21 protein-coding genes, 1 tRNA gene and 4 pseudogenes are annotated in these 25375 nt (G+C 34.1%); 20 read left to right on the top strand and 6 right to left on the bottom strand.

Annotation, left to right across the window (positions count from 1 at the left end; genetic code table 11):
* Window positions 1–22: 22 nt before the first annotated feature.
* From folE to ACVRWY_RS02120, 12 genes are all read left to right on the top strand, one after another.
* Window positions 23–583, top strand: coding sequence for a GTP cyclohydrolase I FolE (gene folE / locus ACVRWY_RS02175; protein ID WP_354367847.1), 561 nt, complete (start codon window positions 23–25; stop codon window positions 581–583).
* A gap of 9 nt (window positions 584–592) precedes the next feature.
* On the top strand, window positions 593–1393 hold the full coding sequence (folP, locus tag ACVRWY_RS02170) for a dihydropteroate synthase (protein WP_354367845.1): 801 nt from the start codon (window positions 593–595) through the stop codon (window positions 1391–1393).
* A gap of 3 nt (window positions 1394–1396) precedes the next feature.
* Complete coding sequence (folB, locus tag ACVRWY_RS02165) at window positions 1397–1762, top strand: dihydroneopterin aldolase (protein ID WP_354367843.1); 366 nt, start codon at window positions 1397–1399, stop codon at window positions 1760–1762.
* A complete protein-coding gene (gene folK / locus ACVRWY_RS02160) occupies window positions 1755–2243 on the top strand; it encodes a 2-amino-4-hydroxy-6-hydroxymethyldihydropteridine diphosphokinase (RefSeq protein WP_354367841.1) in 489 nt (162 codons plus the stop codon). The genes folB and folK overlap by 8 nt, the downstream gene beginning before the upstream one ends.
* Before the next feature lie 133 nt (window positions 2244–2376).
* Window positions 2377–3279 carry a UDP-N-acetylmuramate dehydrogenase gene (gene murB, locus ACVRWY_RS02155; protein WP_354367839.1) on the top strand — a complete coding sequence of 301 codons (903 nt, stop codon included), beginning with the start codon at window positions 2377–2379 and terminating at the stop codon, window positions 3277–3279.
* Between the two features lie 28 nt (window positions 3280–3307).
* Window positions 3308–4462 carry an ABC transporter ATP-binding protein gene (locus ACVRWY_RS02150; protein ID WP_354367837.1) on the top strand — a complete coding sequence of 385 codons (1155 nt, stop codon included), beginning with the start codon at window positions 3308–3310 and terminating at the stop codon, window positions 4460–4462.
* Window positions 4446–5240 carry an ABC transporter permease gene (locus tag ACVRWY_RS02145; RefSeq protein WP_354367835.1) on the top strand — a complete coding sequence of 265 codons (795 nt, stop codon included), beginning with the start codon at window positions 4446–4448 and terminating at the stop codon, window positions 5238–5240. The genes ACVRWY_RS02150 and ACVRWY_RS02145 overlap by 17 nt, the downstream gene beginning before the upstream one ends.
* Window positions 5237–6016: an ABC transporter permease gene (locus ACVRWY_RS02140; protein WP_354367833.1), complete on the top strand. Its 780-nt coding sequence runs from the start codon at window positions 5237–5239 to the stop codon at window positions 6014–6016. Before ACVRWY_RS02145 ends, ACVRWY_RS02140 begins: the two co-directional genes overlap by 4 nt.
* Window positions 6009–7082 (top strand): ABC transporter substrate-binding protein, encoded by a 1074-nt coding sequence (locus tag ACVRWY_RS02135; protein ID WP_354367831.1) that lies wholly within the window; start codon window positions 6009–6011, stop codon window positions 7080–7082. Before ACVRWY_RS02140 ends, ACVRWY_RS02135 begins: the two co-directional genes overlap by 8 nt.
* A gap of 138 nt (window positions 7083–7220) precedes the next feature.
* On the top strand, window positions 7221–8864 hold the full coding sequence (locus ACVRWY_RS02130) for a peptide ABC transporter substrate-binding protein (RefSeq protein ID WP_354367829.1): 1644 nt from the start codon (window positions 7221–7223) through the stop codon (window positions 8862–8864).
* Between the two features lie 163 nt (window positions 8865–9027).
* Window positions 9028–9861 carry a BglG family transcription antiterminator LicT gene (gene licT / locus ACVRWY_RS02125; protein ID WP_354367827.1) on the top strand — a complete coding sequence of 278 codons (834 nt, stop codon included), beginning with the start codon at window positions 9028–9030 and terminating at the stop codon, window positions 9859–9861.
* A 190-nt stretch (window positions 9862–10051) separates the two neighbouring features.
* Entirely contained in the window at window positions 10052–11944 is a 1893-nt protein-coding gene (locus ACVRWY_RS02120; protein WP_354367825.1) for a beta-glucoside-specific PTS transporter subunit IIABC, read from the top strand.
* Window positions 11945–12045: 101 nt separating this feature from the next.
* Here ACVRWY_RS02120 and ACVRWY_RS02115 read toward each other — a convergent pair whose 3' ends face one another.
* The 3 genes from ACVRWY_RS02115 to ACVRWY_RS02105 form a co-directional block, all read right to left on the bottom strand.
* On the bottom strand, window positions 12046–12714 hold the full coding sequence (locus tag ACVRWY_RS02115) for a tripartite tricarboxylate transporter TctB family protein (protein WP_354367823.1): 669 nt from the start codon (window positions 12712–12714) through the stop codon (window positions 12046–12048).
* Between the two features lie 173 nt (window positions 12715–12887).
* Complete coding sequence (locus tag ACVRWY_RS02110) at window positions 12888–13265, bottom strand: type II toxin-antitoxin system HicB family antitoxin (protein WP_354367821.1); 378 nt, start codon at window positions 13263–13265, stop codon at window positions 12888–12890.
* A gap of 37 nt (window positions 13266–13302) precedes the next feature.
* Window positions 13303–13494, bottom strand: coding sequence for a type II toxin-antitoxin system HicA family toxin (locus ACVRWY_RS02105; protein ID WP_354367819.1), 192 nt, complete (start codon window positions 13492–13494; stop codon window positions 13303–13305).
* 161 nt (window positions 13495–13655) lie between these two features.
* Here ACVRWY_RS02105 and ACVRWY_RS02100 point away from each other — a divergent pair.
* Window positions 13656–13727, top strand: a tRNA-Gln gene (locus ACVRWY_RS02100).
* Between the two features lie 34 nt (window positions 13728–13761).
* Here ACVRWY_RS02100 and ACVRWY_RS02095 read toward each other — a convergent pair.
* Together ACVRWY_RS02095 and ACVRWY_RS02090 are read right to left on the bottom strand one after the other, a co-directional pair.
* Window positions 13762–14655 carry an AraC family transcriptional regulator gene (locus tag ACVRWY_RS02095; RefSeq protein WP_354367817.1) on the bottom strand — a complete coding sequence of 298 codons (894 nt, stop codon included), beginning with the start codon at window positions 14653–14655 and terminating at the stop codon, window positions 13762–13764.
* 97 nt (window positions 14656–14752) lie between these two features.
* A complete protein-coding gene (locus tag ACVRWY_RS02090; RefSeq protein ID WP_354367815.1) occupies window positions 14753–15619 on the bottom strand; it encodes a helix-turn-helix domain-containing protein in 867 nt (288 codons plus the stop codon).
* A gap of 233 nt (window positions 15620–15852) precedes the next feature.
* Here ACVRWY_RS02090 and ACVRWY_RS02085 point away from each other — a divergent pair, with 233 nt between their 5' ends.
* The 3 genes from ACVRWY_RS02085 to ACVRWY_RS02075 are packed head-to-tail and all read left to right on the top strand — an operon-like array spanning window position 15853 to window position 21618.
* Window positions 15853–18708: a non-ribosomal peptide synthetase gene (locus tag ACVRWY_RS02085; protein ID WP_354367813.1), complete on the top strand. Its 2856-nt coding sequence runs from the start codon at window positions 15853–15855 to the stop codon at window positions 18706–18708.
* 20 nt (window positions 18709–18728) lie between these two features.
* Window positions 18729–20387, top strand: a complete 1659-nt coding sequence (locus tag ACVRWY_RS02080) for an NUDIX domain-containing protein (protein WP_354367811.1) — start codon at window positions 18729–18731, stop codon at window positions 20385–20387.
* 7 nt (window positions 20388–20394) lie between these two features.
* Window positions 20395–21618, top strand: a complete 1224-nt coding sequence (locus ACVRWY_RS02075) for an MFS transporter (RefSeq protein WP_435533030.1) — start codon at window positions 20395–20397, stop codon at window positions 21616–21618.
* An 855-nt stretch (window positions 21619–22473) separates the two neighbouring features.
* Here ACVRWY_RS02075 and ACVRWY_RS02070 read toward each other — a convergent pair.
* Window positions 22474–23250 (bottom strand): annotated as a pseudogene (locus ACVRWY_RS02070) (helix-turn-helix domain-containing protein); the annotation flags it as partial.
* On the opposite strand from ACVRWY_RS02070, the gene ACVRWY_RS02065 reads away from it, so the two are divergent.
* From ACVRWY_RS02065 to ACVRWY_RS02050, 4 genes and pseudogenes are all read left to right on the top strand, one after another.
* Window positions 23232–24302 carry an AMP-binding protein gene (locus tag ACVRWY_RS02065; protein WP_354367807.1) on the top strand — a complete coding sequence of 357 codons (1071 nt, stop codon included), beginning with the start codon at window positions 23232–23234 and terminating at the stop codon, window positions 24300–24302. The pseudogene ACVRWY_RS02070 and the gene ACVRWY_RS02065 overlap by 19 nt on opposite strands.
* A gap of 36 nt (window positions 24303–24338) precedes the next feature.
* Window positions 24339–25109, top strand: a pseudogene (locus ACVRWY_RS02060) (DNA topoisomerase); the annotation flags it as partial.
* Window positions 25108–25179, top strand: a pseudogene (locus tag ACVRWY_RS02055) (MLS leader peptide); the annotation flags it as partial. The pseudogenes ACVRWY_RS02060 and ACVRWY_RS02055, both read left to right, overlap by 2 nt.
* Window positions 25180–25227: 48 nt before the next feature.
* A pseudogene (locus ACVRWY_RS02050) lies at window positions 25228–25312 on the top strand (23S rRNA methyltransferase attenuation leader peptide).
* Window positions 25313–25375: the final 63 nt, after the last annotated feature.

Below are 25375 nucleotides of genomic sequence, written 5' to 3'. Positions count from 1 at the left end.
TATTAAAAGTTGAGGTGAGGATATGTCAAATCAAAAAAAGGTTGAAGAAGCTGTTTTTCAACTATTAGAAGCCTTGGGTGAAAACCCAAAACGTGAAGGTTTACTTGATACCCCAAAGCGTGTCGCTAAAATGTATCAAGAAATGTTTTCAGGTTTAAATGAAGATCCAAAAGATCAATTTACAGCTGTTTTTTCAGAAGCACATGATGAAGTAGTTTTGGTAAAAGATATTTCTTTTTATTCGATGTGTGAACACCATTTGGTCCCTTTTTATGGTAATGCCCATGTAGCCTATATCCCAAGTGGTGGTAAAGTAACGGGGCTTAGTAAATTAGCACGCGCAGTAGAGGTTGCAAGTAAGCGTCCACAGCTTCAAGAGCGTTTAACTGATCAAGTGGCTACTTCTTTAGAAAGTGCTTTGGCCCCTCATGGTGTTTTTGTGATGGTTGAAGCAGAGCATATGTGTATGACCATGCGAGGAATTAAGAAACCTGGTAGTAAAACGGTGACGACTGTTGCAAAAGGTGTTTTCAAAGAGGATGCTGTTTTACGTCGCGAAATTTTATCGATGATTCATCACTAGGAGTTTTCTATGCCAAACGATAAGTATGAGGTTCTTAACCAAGCAACGATTATGGGAATATTAAATGTTACACCAGATTCATTTTCTGATGGAGGTTGCTATAATCTGCTTGAGGATGCACTTGAACAAGTTAAAGTGATGCTTGAGAATGGTGCAACGGTGATTGATGTAGGAGGCGAATCTACTCGTCCAGGTGCAGAATTTGTTTCAGAAGAAGTAGAAATTAAGCGTGTTGTTCCTATTATCAAAGCAATTAAAGCTAATTTTGATTGCTTGATTAGTATAGACACTTATAAGACAGCAACGGCCAGAGCTGCTCTTGAAGCAGGTGCTGATATTATTAACGATGTTTGGGCGGGATTGTATGATGGTGAGATGTTATCTCTTGCAGCAGAATTTGATGTTCCTATTATATTGATGCATCATCAAAAAGAAGAGCGTTATGATAATGTTGTGAGTGATGTGGCATCTTTCTTGGAAAAAAGAGCAACAATCGCCTTAGAGACAGGAGTTAGAAAAGAGCATATTTGGATTGATCCAGGTTTTGGTTTGCCAAAAAATGCAGAGCAAAATATCCAGCTTCTAAAAGGTTTAGATAAAATTGTCGCACTAGGTTATCCTGTTTTATTTGGTATATCGAGAAAAAGTGTTGTGGACTTTTTACTTGGAGGTGGGACAAGGCCTTTGGAAAGAGATCAAGCCACAGCTGTTTTATCTGCTTATGCCATTAGTAAAGGTTGTCAAATGGTTCGAGTACATAATGTCGCTGAAAATAAAAATATTGTGTCTATTTTAGGACAATTGAGGTAAATAATGGATAAAATTAGATTGAAGGATTGCCGTTTTTATGGGTACCACGGTGCATTTTCTGAAGAACAAGTCTTAGGACAAATTTTTGTAGTGGACTGTACCTTGTCTGTTGATTTGACAGCGGCTTCTTTATCTGATCATTTAGAAGATACTGTTCATTATGGCATGGTTTTTGAGACCATAAAAAAACAGGTCGAAGAAGAGAAGTATCAATTGATTGAGCGCTTGGCAGGCGCTATCTGTCAAGATATATTCGATAGCTTTCCACCAGTAAAAAAAATTAAATTAGCTGTAAAAAAAGAAAACCCTCCTATTAATGGGCACTATAGCTCAGTTGGAGTAGAATTGGAGAGAAAACGACGTGACTAAAGTCTATCTCAGTCTAGGAAGTAATCTAGGGGCACGTATTAGTATTATATCTGAAACCTTAGAACGTCTTCTCTCACTCCCAGAGAGCAAGGTAATCGGTTTATCAGAGTTTTATGAAACACCAGCATGGGGAAAAGAAGATCAACCAGACTTTATCAACCTTTGCTGTGAGCTTGAGACGGCACTATCAGCTCAAGATTTATTAACCTATTGTCAACAGATTGAACAAGATTTGGGACGTGAACGAAAAGAGAAGTGGGGACCTAGAACAATTGATATTGACATCTTATTTTTTGGACAAGAGGTCATCAATGAAGAGAACTTAGTTATTCCTCACCCTTATATTCAAGAACGAGCTTTTGTTTTACAACCCTTATCTGATATTGCACCTGATTTTGTCCATCCTGTTTTAAATCAATCTATCAAAGACTTGCTAGCAAAGGTTGATATTTCAGATTTGGTACAGTTGGTGATTGAATAAATATTGTTGACGATTATCGTCAAATAGCTAAAAATTTGATATAATGCAAGAGTTGAGAAAAAGCTCAACTCTTTTATTGTGTCTTGAAATAATTTTTAAAGTATAGATAAGTATGTGTAAAGAAAGATCTGATATGTTAGAAAAAATGAATGTAGAATTGGTGGGCATTGATATTCGTGTCAATGAGCCTTTGAAAGATTATACCTACACACGAGTTGGTGGTCCAGCAGACTTTTTAGCCTTTCCTCAAAATGGTTATGAATTATCACGGATTGTTAAGTTTGCCAATCGTCATGGAATTCCCTGGATGGTTTTGGGAAATGCCAGCAATATTATTGTGAGAGATGGTGGTATTCGTGGTTTTGTTATTATGTTTGATAAATTAAACACAACAACTGTCAATGGTTATGTGATTGAAGCAGATGCAGGTGCTAATTTGATAGAAACCACACGAATTGCTAAATTCCATAGTTTAACAGGCTTTGAGTTTGCTTGCGGTATACCAGGTAGTGTTGGTGGTGCTGTTTTCATGAATGCCGGCGCTTATGGTGGTGAAATCGCACATATCCTCTTATCTGCTAAGGTATTAACTAAGGATGGAGAAATCAAAACAATCAGTAATCGTGAGATGCGTTTTGGTTATCGCCGTTCAGCTATACAGGATACAGGTGAAGTGGTGATTTCTGCAAAATTTGGTCTCAAACCAGGTCATTATCTTCCGATTTCACAAGAGATGACTCGTTTAAATCATTTGAGGGAGCTAAAACAACCGTTGGAGTATCCAAGTTGTGGTTCTGTCTTTAAGCGTCCGCCTGGCTACTTTGCTGGTCAGCTGATTATGGAAGCTGGCTTAAAAGGTTACCGTGTAGGTGGTGTAGAAGTGAGTACCAAACATGCTGGTTTTATGGTGAACGTTGACAATGGTTCTGCAACAGACTATGAAAATTTAATTGCAGATGTTATTAAAAAGGTCAAGGAGCATTCAGGTGTGACCTTAGAGCCAGAAGTTCGCATTATCGGTGAAAAATTAACATAATAGAAAAGTCATGGAGGTTTTATGAGAATTGACTAATCCAATCATTGCGTTTAAAAACGTATCAAAGGTATTTGAAGATAACGGTACAGTAGTCTTAAAAGACATCAATTTTGAGCTAGAAGAAGGGAAGTTTTATACCCTCCTTGGAGCATCGGGGTCAGGAAAATCAACTATCTTGAACATTATTGCGGGTTTATTAGATGCTAGTAGCGGGGATGTTTATCTAGATGGTAAGCGTATCAATGATATTCCTATCAATAAAAGAGATGTGCATACGGTTTTCCAAAGTTATGCACTTTTCCCTCATATGACGGTTTTTGAAAATGTAGCCTTTCCTTTAAAGTTAAAAAAGGTTGCCAAAAAAGAAATTGAAAATCGTGTTAAAGAAGCTCTAAAAATGGTTCGTCTAGATGGTTATGAAAAACGTGCCATTCAGAAATTATCTGGTGGTCAACGTCAACGTGTTGCCATTGCGCGAGCTATTATCAATCAACCACGTGTTGTTCTTTTAGACGAACCCTTATCTGCGCTTGATCTAAAGTTGCGCACCGATATGCAATACGAGTTGCGTGAGTTGCAACAACGCTTGGGGATCACCTTTGTCTTTGTTACCCACGATCAAGAGGAAGCTCTTGCAATGAGTGATTGGATTTTTGTAATGAATGAAGGGGAAATTGTTCAGTCAGGAACTCCAGTTGATATTTATGATGAGCCTATCAATCATTTTGTGGCTACCTTTATCGGTGAGTCAAATATCTTACCGGCAACAATGATAGAGGACTATCTGGTTGAGTTTAATGGTAAGCGGTTTGAAGCAGTCGATGGAGGGATGCGTCCGAATGAACCTGTTGAAGTTGTCATCCGCCCAGAAGATTTGCAAATTACCTTGCCAGAGGAAGGAAAACTCCAAGTTAAAGTGGATACCCAACTTTTCCGTGGCGTGCATTATGAAATTATTGCTTATGATGAGCTGGGAAATGAATGGATGATTCACTCTACACGTAAGGCGATCGAAGGTGAGGTCATTGGTCTTGATTTTACTCCAGAAGATATTCACATCATGCGTCTAAATGAGACAGAAGAAGAGTTTGATGCTCGAATCGAAGAGTATGTTGAAATGGAAGAGCATGAAGATGGCTTGATCAATGCCATTGAGGAGGAGAGAAATGAAGAAAACAGCTAACTTTTTTTCTCTTCCTTACTTTTTATGGGTTTTCCTTTTTGTCCTCTCTCCTGTATTAATGATTGTTTATAACTCATTTTTTGATATTGAAGGTCATTTTACTCTAGGGAACTACCAGACATTCTTTGCTAATGGAACCTATTTAAAAATGAGTTTTAACTCAATTTTATATGCAGGTATCATTACTCTGGTTACCTTATTAATTTCCTATCCTACAGCCTTGGTGTTGACGCGACTTAAGCACAAACAATTATGGCTAATGTTGGTTATTTTGCCAACGTGGGTCAATCTTTTGCTAAAAGCCTATGCTTTTATGGGGATTTTTGGTCAACATGGTGCGATTAACCATTTTTTAGGTTTTATGGGCTTAGGTCCTCAACAAATTTTATTCACAGATTTTTCTTTTATTTTTGTGGCCAGCTATATTGAAATACCATTTATGATTTTGCCGATTTTTAACGCACTGGATGATATTGACAAAAATGTTATTAATGCTAGTCGAGATTTAGGGGCAACAGAATGGCAAACGTTTTCTAAGGTTATTTTTCCTTTATCTTTGAATGGTGTTCGTTCGGGGGTGCAATCCGTTTTTATCCCAAGTCTTAGTCTATTTATGTTGACACGTTTGATTGGCGGTAACCGAGTCATTACGCTTGGAACGGCTATTGAGCAACACTTTTTGACTACGCAAAATTGGGGTATGGGATCAACCATCGGTGTTATTTTGATTCTAGCAATGCTGATGATTATGTGGGTAACAAAGGAGAGACGTCAATGAAGAAGTTTGAAAAAATTTATCTGGCATTGGTGTTTATCATATTGTACGCTCCTATTGCCTACCTTATCTTTTACTCCTTTAATGCTGGAGGAGATATGAATGGTTTCACCAAGCCGACTCTTGAGCATTATCAAACGATGTTTGGTGATAGTCGTTTGATGTTGATTTTAGTGGAAACCTTTCTATTAGCTTTTCTCAGCTCCTTGTTGGCGACGGTTATTGGAACTTTTGGGGCAATTTATCTGCATCAAACCAAGTTAAAAACACAGAATCGCTTGTTGTCACTTAACAATATTTTACTAGTTGCACCAGATGTTATGATTGGTGCGGCATTTCTGATTTTATTTACTCAAATTGGATTTAAACTTGGAATGACATCGGTCTTGTTCAGTCATATTGCCTTTTCGATTCCAATTGTTGTTTTGATGGTCTTGCCTCGTTTAAAAGAGATGAATCAAGATATGGTTCATGCTGCTTATGATCTTGGAGCAACTCCTTATCAGATGTTAAAAGAAGTGATGTTGCCTTACTTGACCCCAGGGATTATTGCAGGGTATTTTATGGCTTTTACTTATTCATTGGATGATTTTGCTGTCACCTTTTTTGTAACAGGAAATGGGTTTTCAACCTTATCGGTTGAAATTTACTCACGAGCTAGACAAGGTATCTCTTTAGAAATCAATGCTATCTCTACCTTAGTTTTCTTCTTTAGTATTTTGCTTGTGATTGGATACTATTTTATTTCAAGAGAAAAAGAGGAGAAGATAGATGCGTAGATTATATTCTTTTTTAGCAGGGATTGTTGCCATTATTGTTTTATTATCGCTCACTTCTTCCTATATGAACTTGAAATCAGGTAATCAGTCAGATAGTAATAAATTAGTGATTTATAACTGGGGAGATTATATCGATCCAGAACTTCTGACAAAATTTACTAAGGAAACAGGGATAAAGGTGGAGTATGAGACTTTTGATTCAAACGAAGCTATGTACACCAAAGTGAAGCAAGGTGGGACGACTTATGATATCGCTATCCCTAGTGATTATACTATTGATAAGATGATTAAGGAAAATCTCCTAGTTAAGCTTGATAAAGGTCAAATCAAGGGACTAGAGAATATTGATCCTTCTTTTTTAAATAAAAGTTTTGATCCGAATAACGACTACTCCATTCCTTACTTTTGGGGAACTGTTGGTATTGTTTATAATGATCAGATGGTTCAAACAGCGCCGAAACATTGGGAAGACCTTTGGCGCGAAGAGTATAGAGATAATATCATGCTAGTCGATGGTGCAAGGGAAGTTTTAGGATTTGGCGCCAATACCCTAGGTTATAGTTTAAACACTAAGAAAATGTCTGAACTAAAAGCTATTGAGCAAAAACTGAATAGCTTGACCCCTAATATCAAGGCAATCGTTGGTGATGAGATGAAGGGCTATCTCATCAATGAAGATGCCGCTATCGGAGTTACCTTCTCAGGCGAAGCCAGTGAGATGTTAGATGCCAATGAACACCTTCATTACGTCGTGCCAAGTGAAGGGTCTAACCTCTGGTTTGATAATATCGTGATTCCAAAAACAGTTAAGCATCAAAAAGAAGCTTATGCTTTCATAAACTTTATGCTAGAGCCAGAAAATGCGGCGCAAAATGCAGAATATATCGGCTATGCTACCCCTAATAAGCTAGCTAAAGATCTGTTGCCAAAAGAGGTAAAAGATGACCCAGCATTTTATCCTAGCCAAGATGTGATTGAACGTTTGGAAGTTTATGATAACTTAGGACAGAAATGGTTAGGCATTTATAACGATCTCTTTTTACAGTTTAAAATGTATAGAAAATAAATAAAAACCTCCTTGGGTGAATAATTATTCCAACAAGGAGGTTTTTAAAATCCCATATTTTCAGTTATTAAGAGCAGAAGCTTGAAAAAAATCAATAAAAATAGTATAATGATGTATATTTTATGCAAAAAGGAGCTTATGATGGGGTTAAAACCAAACCTAAAAAAAGTTAGTTTAGGACTATTGACAACTGTAACAGTTATGACCTTAGCGGCTTGTGGAAACAGTCAGACAAGTGATGATAAGGCGCTTAACGTTGCTCTAACATCTGAGGTCACTACTTTAGACATTTCAAAACAAACCGATACAATTGTTGGGACAATTTTGGGTAACACAGGTAGCAACTTGCTACGTGTTGACGATAAAGGTGAGCTCGTGCCTGACTTGGCAGAAAAACTAGATATTTCAGAAGATGGCCTAACTTATACTGCAACACTTCGTGATGGTTTAAAATGGTCTGACGGATCAGATCTCACAGCAGAAGACTTTGTTTATTCTTGGCAACGTATCTTAGATCCTAAAACAGCATCGCAATCTGCTTATCTAGCTGTGGAATCTAATATCAAAAACGCCAAGGAAATCAACGAAGGGACTATCACAGATTTGAGTCAACTTGGAGTTAAAGCTGAAGGCAATAAAGTTATTTTTACCTTAACTTCCCCAACGCCTCAAATGAAGTATTTCCTTGCCTTTTCAAGTTTCTTGCCACAGAAAAAGTCTTTTGTGGAAAAAGAAGGGGACAAATACGGGACAACTTCTGAGCACCAACTTTATTCAGGCCCGTATGTGTTTGAAGGGTGGAATGGTACCAATAACGAATTCAAGTTTGTCAAAAATAAAAACTATTGGAATGCTGATCAGGTGAAAACAGAAACCGTTAATTTGGAAGTGATTAAAAAACCTGAGACTGCTGTTCAAAAATATAAGCAAGGTCAGCTTGATTTTGCTAATATCTCTTCGACACCAAGTCTTTACAAAGCTAATGCCAAGGACGCTAACCTTGTTGATGTGCCAGAGGCAACATCAGCCTACCTTGAGTATAACCAAACAGGCACCAACAAGGCTTTGGCTAATAAAAAAATTCGACAAGCTTTGAACTTAGCGACTAATCGCGAAACTTTTGTAGAAACAGTTGTTCCAACTGGCTCTCGTCCAGCAACAGGTTTGGCACCTTATGGATTGGCAACTGTTGGTGGAAAAGATTTGTCAGAACTAGTTGCTCCAGGCTATACTTATGACTTAGCGGAAGCTAAAAAATTGTTTGAAGAAGGATTGAAAGAGATTGGTGAGTCAAAGGTTAGCTTGACCATTACAGCAGATTCAGATTCTGCTGTTGCAAAATCAGCTTTGACTTATCTACAAGGAGCATGGGAAAAAGCCTTTTCAGGCTTAACGATTGAAACAAAATTTGTCCCTCTCAAGCAACGTTTAGAAGATGCTAGCAAACAAAACTTTGATATTATCTTCTCTCTTTGGATGGGAGACTACCCTGAGGGGTCAACTTTCTATGGTATTTTTGCTAAAGGAGCTTACTACAATAGCGGTCAATTTGATAATGTCGCTTACAACCAAGCTTATCAGGAAGCCATTACGACAAATGCTTTAAATCCTGAAAAAGCCGTCGAAAACTATAAGGCAGCTGAAAAAGCCTTGATGGATGAAGCTAACTTTAATCCTCTGTTCTTCCGAGGATCAAAAGCCCTACAAAATCCTGACTTGACAGGCGTTGTCCGTCATACTACTGGTTTGCCTTTAGATTTAACCTATGCTTATAAAAAATAAATCTATCAATAAAAAGATGGCAATTTAAGCTTTTTAAATCATTCTAAGTTTAGAGACTGGATTTTTCCAGTCTTTTTAAGATGAAAGTGGTTATTTCCTATTTTTAGTCTATTATTTTTTCCAAAAAATTTTTATAATAGAAGTAAGAAAGGGTGGAAATAGGATGGAAATTCTTAAAGTTTATAACAATAACATTGTGCAAGTTAGTGATGAGACTGGAAAAGAGTTGATTGTCATGGGAAAAGGGCTAGGTTTTCAAAAGAAAGTAGGCCAAGAGATTGATCATGAACAGATTGAAAAGCGTTTTGTTCTAGAAAAAGATTCCTCACAGGGTCAGCTTGATTTAGCCAGTTTAGCGCTATCGGCAGATGAGATGGAATTGATTCAGGGCTTAATTACCCGTGCAGAAGAAGTACTAAATGAAAAATTTGATTTGTCTCTTTATATTGCTTTAGGTGATCACCTTCACTATGCTTTGGCGCGTCTGAAAGAAGGACTGGTGCTTCAAAATCCCTTGACTTGGGAAGTAAGAAAATTTTATCTGAAAGAATATCAATTGGGGCTTGAAGCTTTAGATTTAATAAAGGCCAAATTTCAACTGGATGTTCCTGAAGATGAGGCGGCTTCAATTGCTCTACATTTTGTGAATGCTCAAAAAAATGCAGATCAATTTTCTAGTCATAAAGGACTGACAAAATTAGTCCAACAATTATTGGATATTGTTCGCTTGTATTATGGACAAATCGCTGATGAAAACTCAGTGTCTTATCATCGTTTTGTGACCCATTTAAACTATTTTGCTCAAAGGGTTTTGTCCAACATGGAAGAAGGTCAAAATGATGAGTTTTTGTACGAACAGGTGCAACATAATTATCCAGAAGCATTTGCGTGTAGTCAGCGAATAAAGGTTTTTGTTGAGCAAGCTTATGATTTTAAGATGAGCAAAGATGAGCAGGTGTATCTGACCATTCATCTACAACGTTTAGAAAAAAAGTAAATTTTTGAAAAGAAAACGCTTGCAATTTCTCTGAATTATGTTATAATAAATAGCGTAGTAAAGGATTGTTACTGGTAGGCAGGCAAAACCTAAATATATACGAAACATTATCTCTTTTTGTCATGTGAAAGAGAGACGTTTGGTATATATTTAGGTTTTTCTGTTTTTCCAGAAAAGAAAGGAGCCAGATATGGCAAAGGATTATTCAGAACTTGCAAAAGATATTGTCGCTCACGTGGGTGGCAAAGAAAATGTTGTCGATTTACGGCATTGTGTGACACGCTTGCGTTTTCGTCTAAAAGATGAGGCGAAGGCAGACACAGACTATCTTAAACAAAGAGAAGGTGTGGTAACAGTTGTTAAGGCTGGTGGACAATACCAGGTGGTGATTGGTAACCACGTCCCAGATGTTTATGCAGCTGTCCTAGCGCAAGGTGTATCAGGAGTAGGTGAGGTTGATGCTGTTGATAATCAAGCAGAAAAAGGAAATCTTTTTGACCGCTTTGTTGACTTAGTCTCTGGTATCTTCCAACCCTTCTTAGGTCCTTTGGCTGCTGCTGGTATTATCAAGGGAATTGTTGCTATTATGGGGGCTCAAGGATTGAGTGCTGATAACAACGCGCTTTATGTGATTTTAAATGCAGCAGGAGATGGTTTTTTCCAATATCTACCTTTGATGATTTCGCTCACTGCGGCACGTAAATTCAAGCTCAATGAATTTACAGCCCTTGCCATTGGTGCAGCTTTAGTTTATCCAACCTTATCAAGTTCAGTTGATGTCTTGAGTAAAGCTAACCTCAATCATGTTTTTGGTATTCCATTTACGCTTCCGACAGGTGGCTATCTCTCTACTGTGATGCCCGCTATCTTGGCGATTTGGGTGGCTTCTCATATTGAAAAAGCGGTTCGTAAAGTAATACCAGATGTTGTTAAACTTTTTGTGGTTCCATTTGTAACCTTGTTGATTTCAGTTCCTTTAACCTTCTTGGTGGTTGGTCCAGTTGCTAACTTGGCCTCTGATGGTCTTAGTAGTTTCTTCCAAGCTATTATGAACTTTAGTCCGATTTTATATGGTTTAGTTCTAGGTGCTATGTGGCAAGTTATGGTTATGTTTGGTTTACACTGGGCTATTGTTCCGCTTGCTATCTTAGATACAGCAACTAAGGGACAATCTTCTATCTTAGTACCTGCACTTTTACCGAACTTTACGCAAACAGGAGTTCTTTTAGCTATTATGCTTAAGACAAGAGAACAAAAAGTAAAATCAGTTGCCATGCCTGCTTTTATCTCCTCTATTTTTGGGGTAACAGAGCCTGCAATTTATGGGGTAACTTTACCAATGCGCACACCATTTATTATTAGTTGTGCAGTCAGCGGGCTAATTGGGGCTTATATGATGTTTGCAAATGTTATTGGTTATTCTGTTGGAGCACTGGGAGTTTTCTTATATCCATCATTAGTTAACTCTAAAACAGGGGATATGTCTGGTATGTATGTCGCTATTATGGCTTCTATTGCTGCAGTTGTAATTGCTTTTCTGATTCAATACTTTGTTCCTGTTCCAACACTTTATGGAAATCCAGATACTAAAAAAGAAGAACCAGTTATTCCAAAAGCCAAAGAACTACAATCTAACATTTTAGCTAGTCCTATGATTGGTAAAGTGGTGAAACTTGCTGATGTGCCAGATGAAGTATTTGCTTCAGGTGCCATGGGAGCAGGTATTGCGATTGACCCAACAGATGGTATAGTAGTAGCACCAGCTAATGCAGAAGTTACTCTTCTTTTCCCAACCAAACATGCTATCGGTTTAAAAACAGAAGATGGTCTAGAATTGCTGATTCATGTCGGTATGGATACCGTCTCACTTGCAGGTAAAGGCTTCAAATCATTTGTTGAGGTAGGTAATACTGTTCAAGCAGGACAAAAACTTCTTGAATTTGATGTTAATACCATCAAAGAAGCAGGACTTCCTGTTATTGCACCGATTGTAATCACTAACTCAGCTGACTTTAAAGATATCTTGACTACCCAAGAAAGCCGTATTGATGTTGGAGATTATCTTTTGACGGTTGTAAAATAAATACAAATAAAAACCTACTGTATTTAGCTTTTAAAGCTAGTTTAGTAGGTTTTTTGTTTTTTAATTGTATAGAAAGTATACTTTTGATAGTAAGGTTTATGTTAATAGCTTACATCATATTCATTAACTAATAAAGCTGGGAGAGTTTTTGTTGCCCCAAAGACAGTTTCGTAACTAGTCAGTCCCATGTTAAATCCGTAGAGAGTGACTGTATCATCCTCAGCTATAACATCATTATAAGTTGAAGAGTAAATTTGGGCTAAAATAATTTGATCATAGTCTCCATTAATAGCTACTCGTAAAATATGGTCTCCGTCACTTTCAGTATTTTGAACAACGGTTCCTGTCAATTGTATTTTTTCAGAAATTTTTACATCGTCATGATTCCAAGTGTTAAAATCTACAGTTTGATAACTGTTTGGATCAAAAGGTTGAGAACTACTTGTTGATGTTGAAGGTGAGGAAGACGAACTAGAGCTACTTGAAGAATATGAACTGCTTGAAGAGCTACTTTCTTCGTATGTAGTGTCCTCATCAGAGTAATCTTTAGTTTCTTCGCTAGATAAATATGTTGTTTCGCTAGTGGTTTCTGTTTCAGTATCTGGATTTGTATCATTCAATCCAATGAGCATCACGAAAAGTAGAGTTATCATTGCACCAACACTAGACCATATTTTCTTTTTATTTCTAGGTTTTTGAACTAGAAAAACAATGAATAAAGTGGTTGCAACGATAACACCAATAAAACCTAATAAAAAAATATATTCCATACCAAATCTCCTAACATTATATACTTCAATCATTAATCTCTTATTTCAAGAAATCCATTATAACATTTTTATCCCCTCCTGAACTATTTACTTTTAATTATTTCTATCTATGAGCTTCGAACTACTTGTATTACAGTAAAAACTCTTACAGTAGGTTTTGGTTTGCTCAAATTTTATATTTGTAGTTTATGTTCAAGTGCTTGTGTCAAAACTTCTGAGTAGTTGATTTTTTCACGGTCTGCAAGACGGACGAGCCATTCTGGAACGGTAACATTTTTGCGGACAGTTTTGCTGTTTTTTAAAAAGGGAGTGGGGTCAACTTGGATAAGAGTAGCAAACCCATCAAGAACCTTTAACTTTTCTATATCGGTAGGATTTGGTAAGGGGATATCCTCGTCGATATAAGAAGCCAAAATCCCTTCTAACATTTCATGGGCGTTTTTCATAGCTTCTTCGAGTGTATCACCTTCAGTACCACCACCAAACTCTGGAAACTCAACCCAGTAACCATCAAGCTCTTTGTGAAAAATAGCGGGATATGATTTTAACATATGTACCTCCAAATAATAAAAAAGGAAAGATTTAGAACTAGCATAGCCCTAAATCCTTAAGGAGTTTCTTCTCTAGTCCATTTGCTAAATCCTTGTTTCCATGGATTGGAATAGTGACTATCTTAGAAATACCATCCTTTCTGAAATGGTGATGACTTCCTTTAACGCGGATTTCATACCATCCATTTTCCTTGGCAAGTTTTGCCAATTCTTTCCCTGTAAGTGGCATAGTATACCTAACCTCCTTACGATTTCTATTATACACATTATGCGTATTTATGTCAAAAAGAAGTTTATCGATGAAAAAAACTTATCAATATGTTTTCTACTTTTTTCATAAAATATATTGACAAGTGTAAAAAGTTATACTAAAATATTATTTGTTGTGATTGGGGTATAGCCAAGCGGTAAGGCAAGGGACTTTGACTCCCTCATGCGTTGGTTCGAATCCAGCTACCCCAGTAAGATAAAAAGACGTTAGGTGTTCCTAGCGTCTTTATTTTTTGTTTTTAAATTGTTTTCGATATTGGCTTGGTGTCAAGAAATAGTAGGCTTTAAATTGGCGATTAAAATTTGAAAGATTATTAAAGCCAACTTCAGTTGCAATTTCTAAAATGGGTTTGATAGAGTTGAGTAAAAGATCACTAGCTTCTTTTAAGCGAACTTGGATAATAAAATCTGTACAAGAGGTGCCAGTGTGTTGTTTAAAGACGGTCATAAAATGTGTCTTGCTATACCCCATATAATTGGCTAAAAAGTCAATGCTAAGATTCTCCCTATAATGATGGTGAATGTAGTCAATTAAATCACGGATTTTTTCATTTTTCCGATAGAGATCATCAGAAGTTTTTTTGACAATATAATGATGGCGATAAAGAAGGTATAGTAGTTCATTTAGCTTAGCTTTTAGTGGCAATTCAAAGTAAGGGGGTTCGGTTTTCACCAGTTCAAATATGTCAAATAGCACAGCTTTGATCTGATCGTATCCCTCTTGGTCTTTGGATAGACGTGGGACAAACTTAAAGGTGCTATTTTGAAGAGGTTGAAGGTAAAGTAAACTTGCCTTATCTAAAATGGAATACCCTATCATATCTAAGTGAAAAAGAAAAGAGTCTGTTTGGTGATGTTTATCCTCAATGGGATGAATGGAATGTGGAGCATTAGGTCTGATGAAAATGATATCCCCTTCCTGACTATCAAAATAATCATAGTCAATATGATACCTAGCACTACCTGTGTGAACATAATTGATTTCTAGCTCATTATGCCAATGAAATAGTACATCTGGTCGCCCATTTTCCACTTTTGTATGGTAAAAGGTATATGCTAATAGAGGATTAGGGTAGCTAATTTTATGTTGGAATTGCTCATCAGATAAAAAATCTTTCATAGAAACCTCGTCTATCATAGGATAGTATTATTATAACATAGAATTGATAGGGGGAATCTTTCTTTTCTTCTATGTCAAGAGAATGCAGGATTATTATTTAATTTGATGAATGATTATTAGCTTGCTTACACTTAGACAAATGGTCAGTATAATGCGCTTTGATATGCTCCTCGCCTAATATTTCAAATACCTGAATGGCTTGTTTCATTTTTTCGGTACCATTAGATGGATCTTTTTTGAACTCAAAATACCCCAACGCATATAAAAAGACAGTTTGTTCATAATAGTTTAGTTCATTATCTAGTAATTTTTTTATTTCTCTAATAAGAAAGGTACAATGATGAAACTCACCTTTATCAATACTGACAATTAAACAATTAATTGCCAATTGAGTGACAAGTTTTTTGTTTGTTTTATTTAATGATGAGTAGATATAATTTTTCAACATTTCTTTAGTGAGCAAAAAACAAGAAGTATATGGAATTGTTCTGATGCAATTGGCTAATAAAATGATTTCGTAATAGCCCCATTTTTCAACCTTAAAGAGGTAGTCCGTTAACTGAAGTATCTCTTCGTCTGATGGGGTGATATGGCAATCTAGAGTATGTAGGATGGACTTCACCATTGTTTTCTCATATTGATTTAAATCATAAGGAGAAGAGTCAGAAAGTACAGATATGATATTATTGATATTTTGCGACGAGTACTGTTTACGAATATATTGTACTAAACTAGCAAATGTTGTACTTTTGGTATGATCGTTGTTATATAAAGTAAGAAACTCCTCCAAAGTAATATGTAACTTATCTAAAATATTGATCAGTCGAATACAAGATATTTCTGATTCTCCACGTTCAAATCGAGAGATTTGTGATTTAGAGAGATTTTCATCCTCTAAAGAGGATAAGCTGACTCGCTTTCCTTGACGCACTTTTCTAAGCGTATTCCCAAGCTTTGATTTCATATTTTCCCACTTTCCCAACGAAATATAGCAGTATTTTTATTTATTATACAATAAATAAAAATAAAAGGAGCCATAATATGAAAAAATTATCAAAACTCATCCCAGTCATGTTGTTGATTATGGATATTATCATTATTTCTGGAGGATAATATAGTAAGCTAATCTTTGATTAGTCGATGATATAATAAGTACTTATACTTTGAGAGATAAATATTTTGTTGGAGGATTTAAAAATGTCAGTATTGAAAAAATTTAAAGAAAAATTACTAGAGTTTCCTGAAAAGGAAATAATAATAACAAAAAATTATAACTATTCATTTATGGATATTGAATGTATGTCAAATTTTTTTGCTAAAAAATTACTATCTTTTAGTCATGATGATATTGTTCCGTTCTACTTAGTGCATTCGGAATATGTTCTCCCTGTCATATTAGGAATTTTAAAGGCAGGCAAGATTCCTTTGCCGATAACTAATAGTTTATCGCTTGACAAGTCTATAGAGCGTATTAATGAAATTGAGTTTGATACTATTATTTGTGATAAGGTCTTTAATTTAAATTTATCTGTTAATATTATAAATGTCCCAGAATACAGTGAATATAGCAAATATACTAAGATTGAAAAAATAAGTGAGAATCCGATATCGTATATTATTTGTACATCCGGAACTACAGGTATCCCTAAAAAAGTATTTTTAACAGGAGAGAATATTTGCTGGTTATTGGAAGAGTTTTATAATATTGTCGATTTTAGAAAAGAATCTTATTTTTTATTTACTACACCCTACACTTTTGATGTGTCATTGACAGAGATATTTTGTCCGATTTTTACTGGTGGTACTTTAGTTTGTTATGAATCAGGAGTAGGTAGTATTCTTGGTATGGAAAAAATATTGAAAGAAAATAATATTTCACATTTATCCTTATCTCCATCTTTTGCAGAAACTATAGTTGATACTAATGGTGCTGATGTATTTGAAAGTTTACAAGTACTATGTCTAGCTGGGGAAATTTTTCCCAGCTCTTTAGCTAATAAGCTAGTTCCTATAATTAGCAATGGATGTAGAGTTTTTAATCTATATGGTCCATCAGAAACAACGATTTATGCTACTTATTATGAACTTAAAAATCAAGAGTATTCGGTGGTTCCTATTGGTAAACCGTTACCGGGGGTAGAGATAAAATTTCCATCATGTGAAAGAATTCGAGAGGGTGAGCAAGCAGAATTATTAATCGGTGGAAAAGGAGTTAGTGCAGGATACTTACTACAACCAAGTTTAGATTATGAAAAATTTTCAATAATTGATGGTGAAAGGTTTTATAGGACGGGGGATTATGTATATTTTAGAGGAGAAAATTTAGTTTTTAGTTCTAGAGCAGATAATCAAGTTCAAGTAAATGGTATTAGAGTTGAACTTGATGAGGTTAAATCTATTGTTGATCAATTGTACGGTATTAGTTCTTCGAAAGTGGTATTTAATAATAAAAAAATATATATTTTTTATATTTCTAAAATTACTGCTGATCAGGAAATATATAATAGTTTGCCAAAATATATTAGTCCTATTATTGTGAAAGTAGAGAGGTATTACTTTACTCAAAATCGAAAACTTGATGTAAATAAATTATTAAATGAATATTACTTTAAAGAAAACATTGTAGCTAAAGATAACATCGAACAGTCTGTATTGAATATCTTATCTCAATTTAAGGTTATAGATATTAACGACCTAGATTCATTAGATTTAGTTCGCTTTTTTTTGGAGATTGAAGAAGTATTTAATATAGAGATAGAAGAGACTAGCTTCTATGAGCTAAAGAATATTAATTCAATTTGTAATTATATAAAAAATAATAATATATCTAATGTCGGTTTAGAAAATATAGGGCTAGATGATGAAGAAAAATATAGACTGAAAGTTTATTTACAAATTCAACATACTACCGAAAGAGGATATAAGATATTACCTACGCCAACTCAAATAAGGTTGTATCAAAATAAGCAGTTTCGAATAACTTATTTTGATTTAAAATTAAAATCATTGGCAATTATAGAGATAGAAAAAATAGAACAGATAATTGAAGAGATTAGTAATAACATAGATATTTTTAGAATGGCGATGCAAAAAATGGATAATAGTTTAGAATTTAGAGTTTTTGAATGCTTATCAGAACCTAAAGTTATAAAACTAAAAAATCTACCATCTCAATCAGAGTTACAAAATATCTTAAATTCTTTAGATATCATAAGAATTCCCATTATTATTATCTCAACAAAATTTAAGGTTATAAGATTCTATTTTCCATATCATTCAATAGATGCATCTTCTATTAATAAACTGGAAAAATTGATTAATCAAAAATATAATAATAGAGATATTTATATAGAACAAAGCTCCCTAATAGAATACGAGGGATTTAAAGAAAGAATGTCTAAGAACGATTTATCACCAAGTGATCTAGATATTCTTCCATCAGAAAATAGTATTATTAATTTATCTAAGTTAAAAAGGGATATGAAAATTTTTAAAGGCTCAATTAAAAATTATTCTTCTAAAGAAGATATATACCTATATACAGTGTATTTGATATGTAAATGTTTGTTGTCAGATTACCATATAGATACTATTCATGGAGGTATGTCATATAATTTTAGAAATCTTGAAAACTTTGATTCTGAAAGTTTGATAGGGGACATTCATAAAAAGATTCCTTTTAAAGTAGGTCGATTCTATAGTTATCAGGATTTTAAGAATGATTTTGAGTGTATATTAGAAATGTATTCAAAAGGTATTGATTTTAATGAAATTGCATTTAGAAGGAATGATGATTTGGGAAAATTAATACGGAGACGACTAAACTATCTATCGATTTCTATAAATTACATTGGGGAAGTAATGAATATTAATAGTATTATAAGAGATATAATTGAAAATGAATTTGAAAAAAACTTTATTAATATTATTAGTCGTGGAGAAGAAACTTATTTTGTGGTCACCTCAGATTTATTTAAACATACAAAGTATGAAATTGATGATGAAAATGTATGTGTAGTAGAAAGTGAAAATGGTTTTGATATTATTAAATAAAGATAAGGAGTAGATGAGGTATGATTAATTATCAAGAGCTTATTGAAGGATATTTATTAAATCATCCAATTGAAGTGGATGACTTGGCACAGATTTTGAGTCAACTTAAAGTCGAAAGTAATGAAAAACTAATTGATAGGAGGAATTTTGTAGGGCATTTTACGGCATCAGCATTTGTTTTATCTAGGAAAAGTAAAAAAATTCTGATGTTGCATCATCGGATTCTTAGGAAATATTTACAACCTGGGGGTCATATTGAAAAGACTGATACTAGTCCGCTTCAAGCAGCGCAGAGAGAGTTACTGGAAGAAACAGGAATTGATTCAAACTATCTTTTTTATCAATGTGATGAGCCGCTAAATGAATTGATTCCTTTTAATATTTCTATCCATAAAATACCCGAAAATGTATCTAAGAATGAAAAAAGTCATTATCACTATGATTTGCAATATTTGTTTTTTTCAGAAGATGACATCCCAGTTACTTTAGATGAAGTTGAATCCAGTTCTTTTGAATGGGTTGAATGGGAGAGTTTTAAAGATATGCAGGGCTATAAAAACATCGCTAAAAAGATTGAGAACCTTCAGACGTTCAAACTCCATTCTCAGGAAACTTTTCTGGCTAATGTAGTGTCAAAATCTACATTTGAAGATTTATCTTGCGTTGCTGTACAACATATCATACCTAGTAGTATTCCTTTAATAAAAACACTGAGAAAGATATTTGGTGAGCGTTTAATAGTTTGTGCCAAACCAAATTCAATTAATTTAGATGTTTGGAGAGAGTTGGAGGGATTTGGTGTTAAACTAAAAGTAGCATCACGCGATGAGACATTTAATGAAATATTTTGTGAAATTTCCTATAATACAATTCTGATAGATATCGGAGGTTATTTTGTAAATATTTCACAAAAAAGTAATCTTCCAATTTTATGTATTGTAGAAGATACAGAAAATGGAATAAAAAAATATGAAGAAGTTTTAAATAATGTAAAGTATCCTATTTTTTCAGTTGCTAGAAATCCCCTAAAAAGAAATGAAGATTATCTTGTTGGAGCAGATATAGTATTTGGGGCAGATTATATTTTACATCAAAAAAATTTACTCATTCAATATATGAATGTGGCTTGTATAGGATATGGTAATATTGGGTCAGGCATTTGTTCAAGATTGAGGGAACTCGGAATTAAACCAAAGATAATTGAAAAGAATTATATAAAATCTATCACCGCTGTAAAAGATGGTTGTGAAATTTTAATTGATAAAAATTTGTCAAATATTGATATTGTGTTCTGTGCCACAGGTTCAAAATGCTTGGACATTCTAGATTTTAGATCCTTGAAGGACGGTTCTTTCGTTGTAACAGCTACTTCATCTGACGATGAATTCGATTTAAATTATATTAATGGGGAGTATGACATAAGCAATAAGGATAATTATTTTACTGAATATAGAAGTGAAGAAAACTATTTTTATGTTTTAAATCAAGGGATACCTACGAATTTTGCAGTGAATTCAGCACTAGGTAACTATATCTTATTAGTTCATGCTGCAATTTTGTTTATATTGCAGAAAGTTGCAAAGTCACCTAATAAGATTAGTAGTTCAAACTCTATCAATTCATTGTCGGAAATAGATAATCAAGAAATTGCTAAGCTTTGGTTGAAACATTTTAATTGATAAGTCAATGGAGAAGAAATTGAAAAAATTTGAAAAAAGAAATATAACTTTTTTAGTTAGTAGTAAAGGAATATCACTTATTGGAGATATCGTGTTTGATTTTGCTAATAATACCTTTCTTGCTGGTCTTAATCCAACATCTTTATCTATGGTCGCAATCTACCAATCATTAGAAAGTGTGATAGGTGTTCTATTTAATTTGTTTGGTGGGGTAATTGCAGATAGTTTTAGGCGGAAAAAAATTATCATTTCTTCAAATATTTTATGCGGAGTCGCTTGTATCGTTCTTTCGTTCATATCCCAAGAACGATGGCTGGTTTATGCGATTGTCATCACCAATGTTATTTTGGCTTTTATGAGTGCTTTTTCTGGTCCATCTTATAAAGCATTTACGAAAGAAATTGTAAAAAAGGATAGTATCTCCCAACTTAATTCAATGCTAGAAACAACGAGTACTGTAATCAAAGTAACCATTCCTATGGTGGCAATTTTCTTATATAAGCTACTTGGGATACATGGTGTGTTACTATTAGATGGATTTTCATTTCTAATTGCAGCATTATTGATTTTCTTTATTGTGCCTATTAATGAAGAAGTAGTCACAAAGGAGAAAATGACAATAAGTGGGGTCTTTGATGACTTAAAAATAGGATTCAAGTATGTTTATAGTCATAAGCCAATCTTTATTATTATTGTTCTTTCTGCACTTGTAAATTTTTTCCTAGCAGGCTATAATTTATTGTTACCCTATAGTAGTCAAATGTTTGGAGAAATTTCAGCTGGACTTTATGGAACATTTCTAACAGCAGAGGCGATTGGTGGATTTATCGGAGCAATGTTAAGTGGTATTGTCAATAAATCATTATCAAGTAAACGTTTAATAATCCTATTGGCATGTTCAGGTATGATGTTAATGCTATCTACTCCGCTCTATTCTATATTCCACAATGTTATCGCTCTAGCATTGTCCCCAGCACTGTTTAGCTTATTTCTATCTATTTTTAATATCCAATTTTTCTCTATTGTTCAAAGAGATGTAGATAATGAGTTTCTTGGTAGAGTCTTTGGAATTATCTTTACGGTAGCGATACTTTTTATGCCAATTGGGACTGGATTTTTCTCAGTTACTCTAGATCCAAACAATACCTTTAATCTTTTGATTATTGGAGTATCTATCACTTTGTTATCACTAATTTTTGGAACTCTATTTAAGAGATATCATATGAGTTGATAGTTTTTACAAAGTAATACTAAGTATATGGTCTCGAAAGAAATTAAAAGCGCTTCGTTAATAATCTGTCCTGTACAAATTATTGACGAAGTGCTTTTTGACGAAATTCTGAGAAATACCGTACCGTTGCTAGAAAGTCTTGATACAGTATTTTCTGACAGAATAAGATCTAGTTTTATTGAAGACTAAAAAGACTTGTTTGTATAATGACTTTGATTGGTCATATAACTTCCAAAGTACTTCAATTGGCTTGGTAGATAACATTGCTCAGGATTAATAGCTCGTGTACGAACACTGGCAGATTAGTGAGGTAGAGCATGGCTAAGTCGAATAAACTCATCCCTTTAAGCTTTGTTACTGTACATCATCAGCTGGTGTATAGCAGGAATAGCTGTTGAGATCTTCTAGGTTGATGTAAGGAATCTGAACACAGGATATTATTAAACCCTCTCATTTGACTATTGGTTTTTTCTTCTAAATTCAAAAGACTATCTTCCATACTTCGTCTCAAGTCAGAATCTGCTTCTGACCTTTCTTCTGATAAGGTGGACTCTTTTAAATAGGTTTCATAGGATAGTATTATTATAACATAGAATAAAGTAAGAAAGCGATTTAAAATCATTATATACTATAGTTATCAGTGGTGAGAGAGGAGGTCTTATGGAGATAAAAGTGATTGCGAGTGAAATCGGAATAAGGAAATTGATACAATAGAATACAAAGAAAGCCTTGGAATGAGCTGTTTCCAAGGCTTTTTTCTTGTCTAATAGTATAAGTGAATAGCTGTTAAAGTGATTGTTTTTTATTGAGACTCCCTTGATTGGTAAAACGTTAAAAGGTAAAGAATGATTTCACTTATTCTTTGTTGACTAGTTTATAGAAATGGTCAGTATAGTGTAATTTTAACTTGTCTTCTCCTAAAATATCAAGAACTTGTATGGCTTGTTTCATCTTTTCAATTCCAGTACCTGATTGTTGCTTAAATTCAAAGTAACCCGTGGCATAGAGGAAAACTGTCTGTTCATAAAAGTTTAATTCGTTATCTAGCAACTCCTTTATCTTATCAATTAAATAGGAGCAATTTGAATATTCTTCCTTATCGATACTAAGAATAAAACAATTGATAGCAAGCTGAGTGACAATACGCTTATTGGTTTTATTCAGAGATGAGTAAATGTAATTATTTAACATTTCTTTGGTTAATAAGAAGTAGGAGTTGTAGTTAATTGTGCGTACACAGTTACCTAATAAAATAATCTCATAGTAACCCCATTTTTCAACTTTGAAGAGATAGTCTGTCAGTTGAAGCAACTCTTCATCTGATGGAATAATACTTGAATCCATTGTGTGTAAAATGGACGTTACCATTGTTTTTTCAAAAGAATTTAAGGAGTAATTTGAGGAATCCGAAAGTAGAAATTGTATATTATTGATGTTTTGTGATGAATATTGTTTACGGATATACTGTACTAAGTTGGCAAAAGACTCAGTTTTGGTATAGTCTTCATCGTGTAAAATAAGGAACTCATCCAAAGTAACATGTAATTTGTCCAAAATATTGATGAGTCGAATACAAGATATCTCTGACTCTCCACGTTCAAAACGAGATATTTGTGATTTTGAATAGCTTTCAATATAAAAGTGAGAAAAAAACGTATCTATTTTGTGAATTTAAACATATTTATAATAATCATGAAAGAGAGATTTCGGACACTCCTTTAGTGTTTTTTTCATCAGGTACAACAGGAGTGCCTAAGCCGGTAATGATTAATAAATTAGCTTTTACAGAATTAATTAACCTGATGATAGCACAGTTAGAAATATCTAGTGATGATGTGTTGTATCTCCCCTCCCACATTGCTTTCATTCAATCTCTCTGGGCTGCGATGATAGTAATTTTTTCAGGGGGAAGAGTAATTTTTAAAGATAGGATTACATATAAAACATTTTTTAAGGAACTTCAACTAAACGATGCAACAATAACGGTTATGGTACCTACTACGATGAATAAACTTGTTAATTTATATACAAATACTCTCCAAGAGTGTAAAAAATTAAGATGTATTATTGTAGGTGGAGAGATTATAAATAAGGATAGTGCAAACCTTTTATTAAATAAATTGAAAAACGCAAACATAGCAAATGCGTATGGTATGGTAGAGACAACCGCAGTTTGTTGTCTACATTATGGACGTGATTTAAAAAATATTAACTCTGTTGGTACAACTTTACCGGGGGTTGAAGTTGAAGTAAAAAATATAGATGATGATGGTAATGGCGATATCTGGATAAAGACAAATCGCTTTATGAGCGGATATTACCCGAGTAAATACACTGGTGAATGGTTATATACAGGAGATAGAGGATATAAAAATGAGGAAGGACTTTTATTTGTAACAGGCCGTGAAAGTTTGTCAATTAATAAGGGAGGTATAAAAATTAATCCTATTGAAATTGAACAGATTATTCTTCAATTGCCAGATATTCAACTTTGTAAAGTTGAAAAAATTAGTGATAATATTTACGGAGAAAATTATATATTAGAAGTTATTTCTGAAATTAAAGATAAAAATAGAATAATAGGACAGATATTAAAAAGCTTAGGTAAATATTATTTACCTGATTCAATAAAATTTGTTGAGTCTATCGAAACAACTTCTAGTGGAAAATTGAAGAGAAATTAGTATGGTTAGAAATGGAAATATTAAGTTAGATTATCCGAAATTGTTGCAGAACTTCTCAAAAAGGCAAATACAATTATTGTTGCAACAGATAGCGACAGAGAAGGTGAAAATATCGCCTGGTCGATTATCCATAAAGCAAATGCCTTTTCAAAAGATAAAACATTTAAAAGACTATGGATCAATAGCTTAGAAAAAGATGTAATCCGAAGCGGTTTTCAAAATTTGCAACCAGGAATGAATTACTATCCCTTTTATCAAGAAGCGCAAACACGCCAAATTGCCGATTGGTTGATCGGCATGAACGCAAGCCCTTTGTATACGTTAAATCTACAACAGAAGGGCGTACAAGGTACATTTTCACTAGGACGTGTTCAAACGCCCACCTTATACCTTATTTTTCAGCGCCAGGAAGCCATAGAGAATTTTAAAAAAGAACCTTTTTTCGAGGTGGAAGCTAGTATAAAAGTAAACCAAGGGTCATTTAAGGGCGTTCTAAGCCCCACACAGCGTTTTAAAACCCAAGAGGAGCTTTTAGCTTTTGTTTCTTCTAAACAAGCTAAAATAGGCAATCAAGAGGGGATAATTGCTGATGTTCAAACCAAAGAGAAGAAAACGAATAGTCCGAGTTTGTTTTCTTTAAGTAGTTTGCAATCAAAAGTCAATCAGCTTTATAAAGCGACAGCGAGCCAAACTTTAAAAGCTATGCAAGGACTGTATGAAGCAAAATTATTGAGTTATCCAAGAACAGATACACCATTTATTACAGAGAACGAATTTGCTTATTTAAAAGCGAATTTTGGCAAATATAAGACTTAGAAGCAAACTTAAGAGTGTGTTGATAGTGCATTATCTTAAAATTTTGTATAATAGGAATTGAAGTTAAATTAGATGCTAAAAATTTGTAATTAAGAAGGAGGGATTCGTCATGTTGGTATTCAAAATGCGTTAATGTAGATAAAACATCTACTGTTTTGAAACAGACTAAAAACAGTGATTACGCAGATAAATAAATACGTTAGATTAATTCCTACCAGTGACTAATCTTATGACTTTTTAAACAGATAACTAAAATT

This window comes from Streptococcus porcorum (assembly GCF_053203725.1).
The sequence above is the reverse complement of the archived record's forward strand: the minus strand, read 5'-3'. Positions and strand labels throughout refer to the sequence as shown.

What these genes read in the sequence shown, in the direction of transcription:
- folE (WP_354367847.1), top strand. Translation starts at nt 23, where the DNA reads ATGTCAAATCAAAAAAAGGTTGAAGAAGCTGTTTTTCAACTATTAGAA.
- folP (WP_354367845.1), top strand. Translation starts at nt 593, where the DNA reads ATGCCAAACGATAAGTATGAGGTTCTTAACCAAGCAACGATTATGGGA.
- folB (WP_354367843.1), top strand. Translation starts at nt 1,397, where the DNA reads ATGGATAAAATTAGATTGAAGGATTGCCGTTTTTATGGGTACCACGGT.
- murB (WP_354367839.1), top strand. Translation starts at nt 2,377, where the DNA reads ATGTTAGAAAAAATGAATGTAGAATTGGTGGGCATTGATATTCGTGTC.
- ACVRWY_RS02145 (WP_354367835.1), top strand. Translation starts at nt 4,446, where the DNA reads ATGAAGAAAACAGCTAACTTTTTTTCTCTTCCTTACTTTTTATGGGTT.
- ACVRWY_RS02140 (WP_354367833.1), top strand. Translation starts at nt 5,237, where the DNA reads ATGAAGAAGTTTGAAAAAATTTATCTGGCATTGGTGTTTATCATATTG.
- ACVRWY_RS02135 (WP_354367831.1), top strand. Translation starts at nt 6,009, where the DNA reads ATGCGTAGATTATATTCTTTTTTAGCAGGGATTGTTGCCATTATTGTT.
- ACVRWY_RS02130 (WP_354367829.1), top strand. Translation starts at nt 7,221, where the DNA reads ATGATGGGGTTAAAACCAAACCTAAAAAAAGTTAGTTTAGGACTATTG.
- licT (WP_354367827.1), top strand. Translation starts at nt 9,028, where the DNA reads ATGGAAATTCTTAAAGTTTATAACAATAACATTGTGCAAGTTAGTGAT.
- ACVRWY_RS02120 (WP_354367825.1), top strand. Translation starts at nt 10,052, where the DNA reads ATGGCAAAGGATTATTCAGAACTTGCAAAAGATATTGTCGCTCACGTG.
- ACVRWY_RS02115 (WP_354367823.1), bottom strand. Translation starts at nt 12,714, where the DNA reads ATGGAATATATTTTTTTATTAGGTTTTATTGGTGTTATCGTTGCAACC.
- ACVRWY_RS02110 (WP_354367821.1), bottom strand. Translation starts at nt 13,265, where the DNA reads ATGTTAAAATCATATCCCGCTATTTTTCACAAAGAGCTTGATGGTTAC.
- ACVRWY_RS02105 (WP_354367819.1), bottom strand. Translation starts at nt 13,494, where the DNA reads ATGCCACTTACAGGGAAAGAATTGGCAAAACTTGCCAAGGAAAATGGA.
- ACVRWY_RS02095 (WP_354367817.1), bottom strand. Translation starts at nt 14,655, where the DNA reads ATGAAAGATTTTTTATCTGATGAGCAATTCCAACATAAAATTAGCTAC.
- ACVRWY_RS02090 (WP_354367815.1), bottom strand. Translation starts at nt 15,619, where the DNA reads ATGAAATCAAAGCTTGGGAATACGCTTAGAAAAGTGCGTCAAGGAAAG.
- ACVRWY_RS02085 (WP_354367813.1), top strand. Translation starts at nt 15,853, where the DNA reads ATGTCAGTATTGAAAAAATTTAAAGAAAAATTACTAGAGTTTCCTGAA.
- ACVRWY_RS02080 (WP_354367811.1), top strand. Translation starts at nt 18,729, where the DNA reads ATGATTAATTATCAAGAGCTTATTGAAGGATATTTATTAAATCATCCA.
- ACVRWY_RS02075 (WP_435533030.1), top strand. Translation starts at nt 20,395, where the DNA reads ATGGAGAAGAAATTGAAAAAATTTGAAAAAAGAAATATAACTTTTTTA.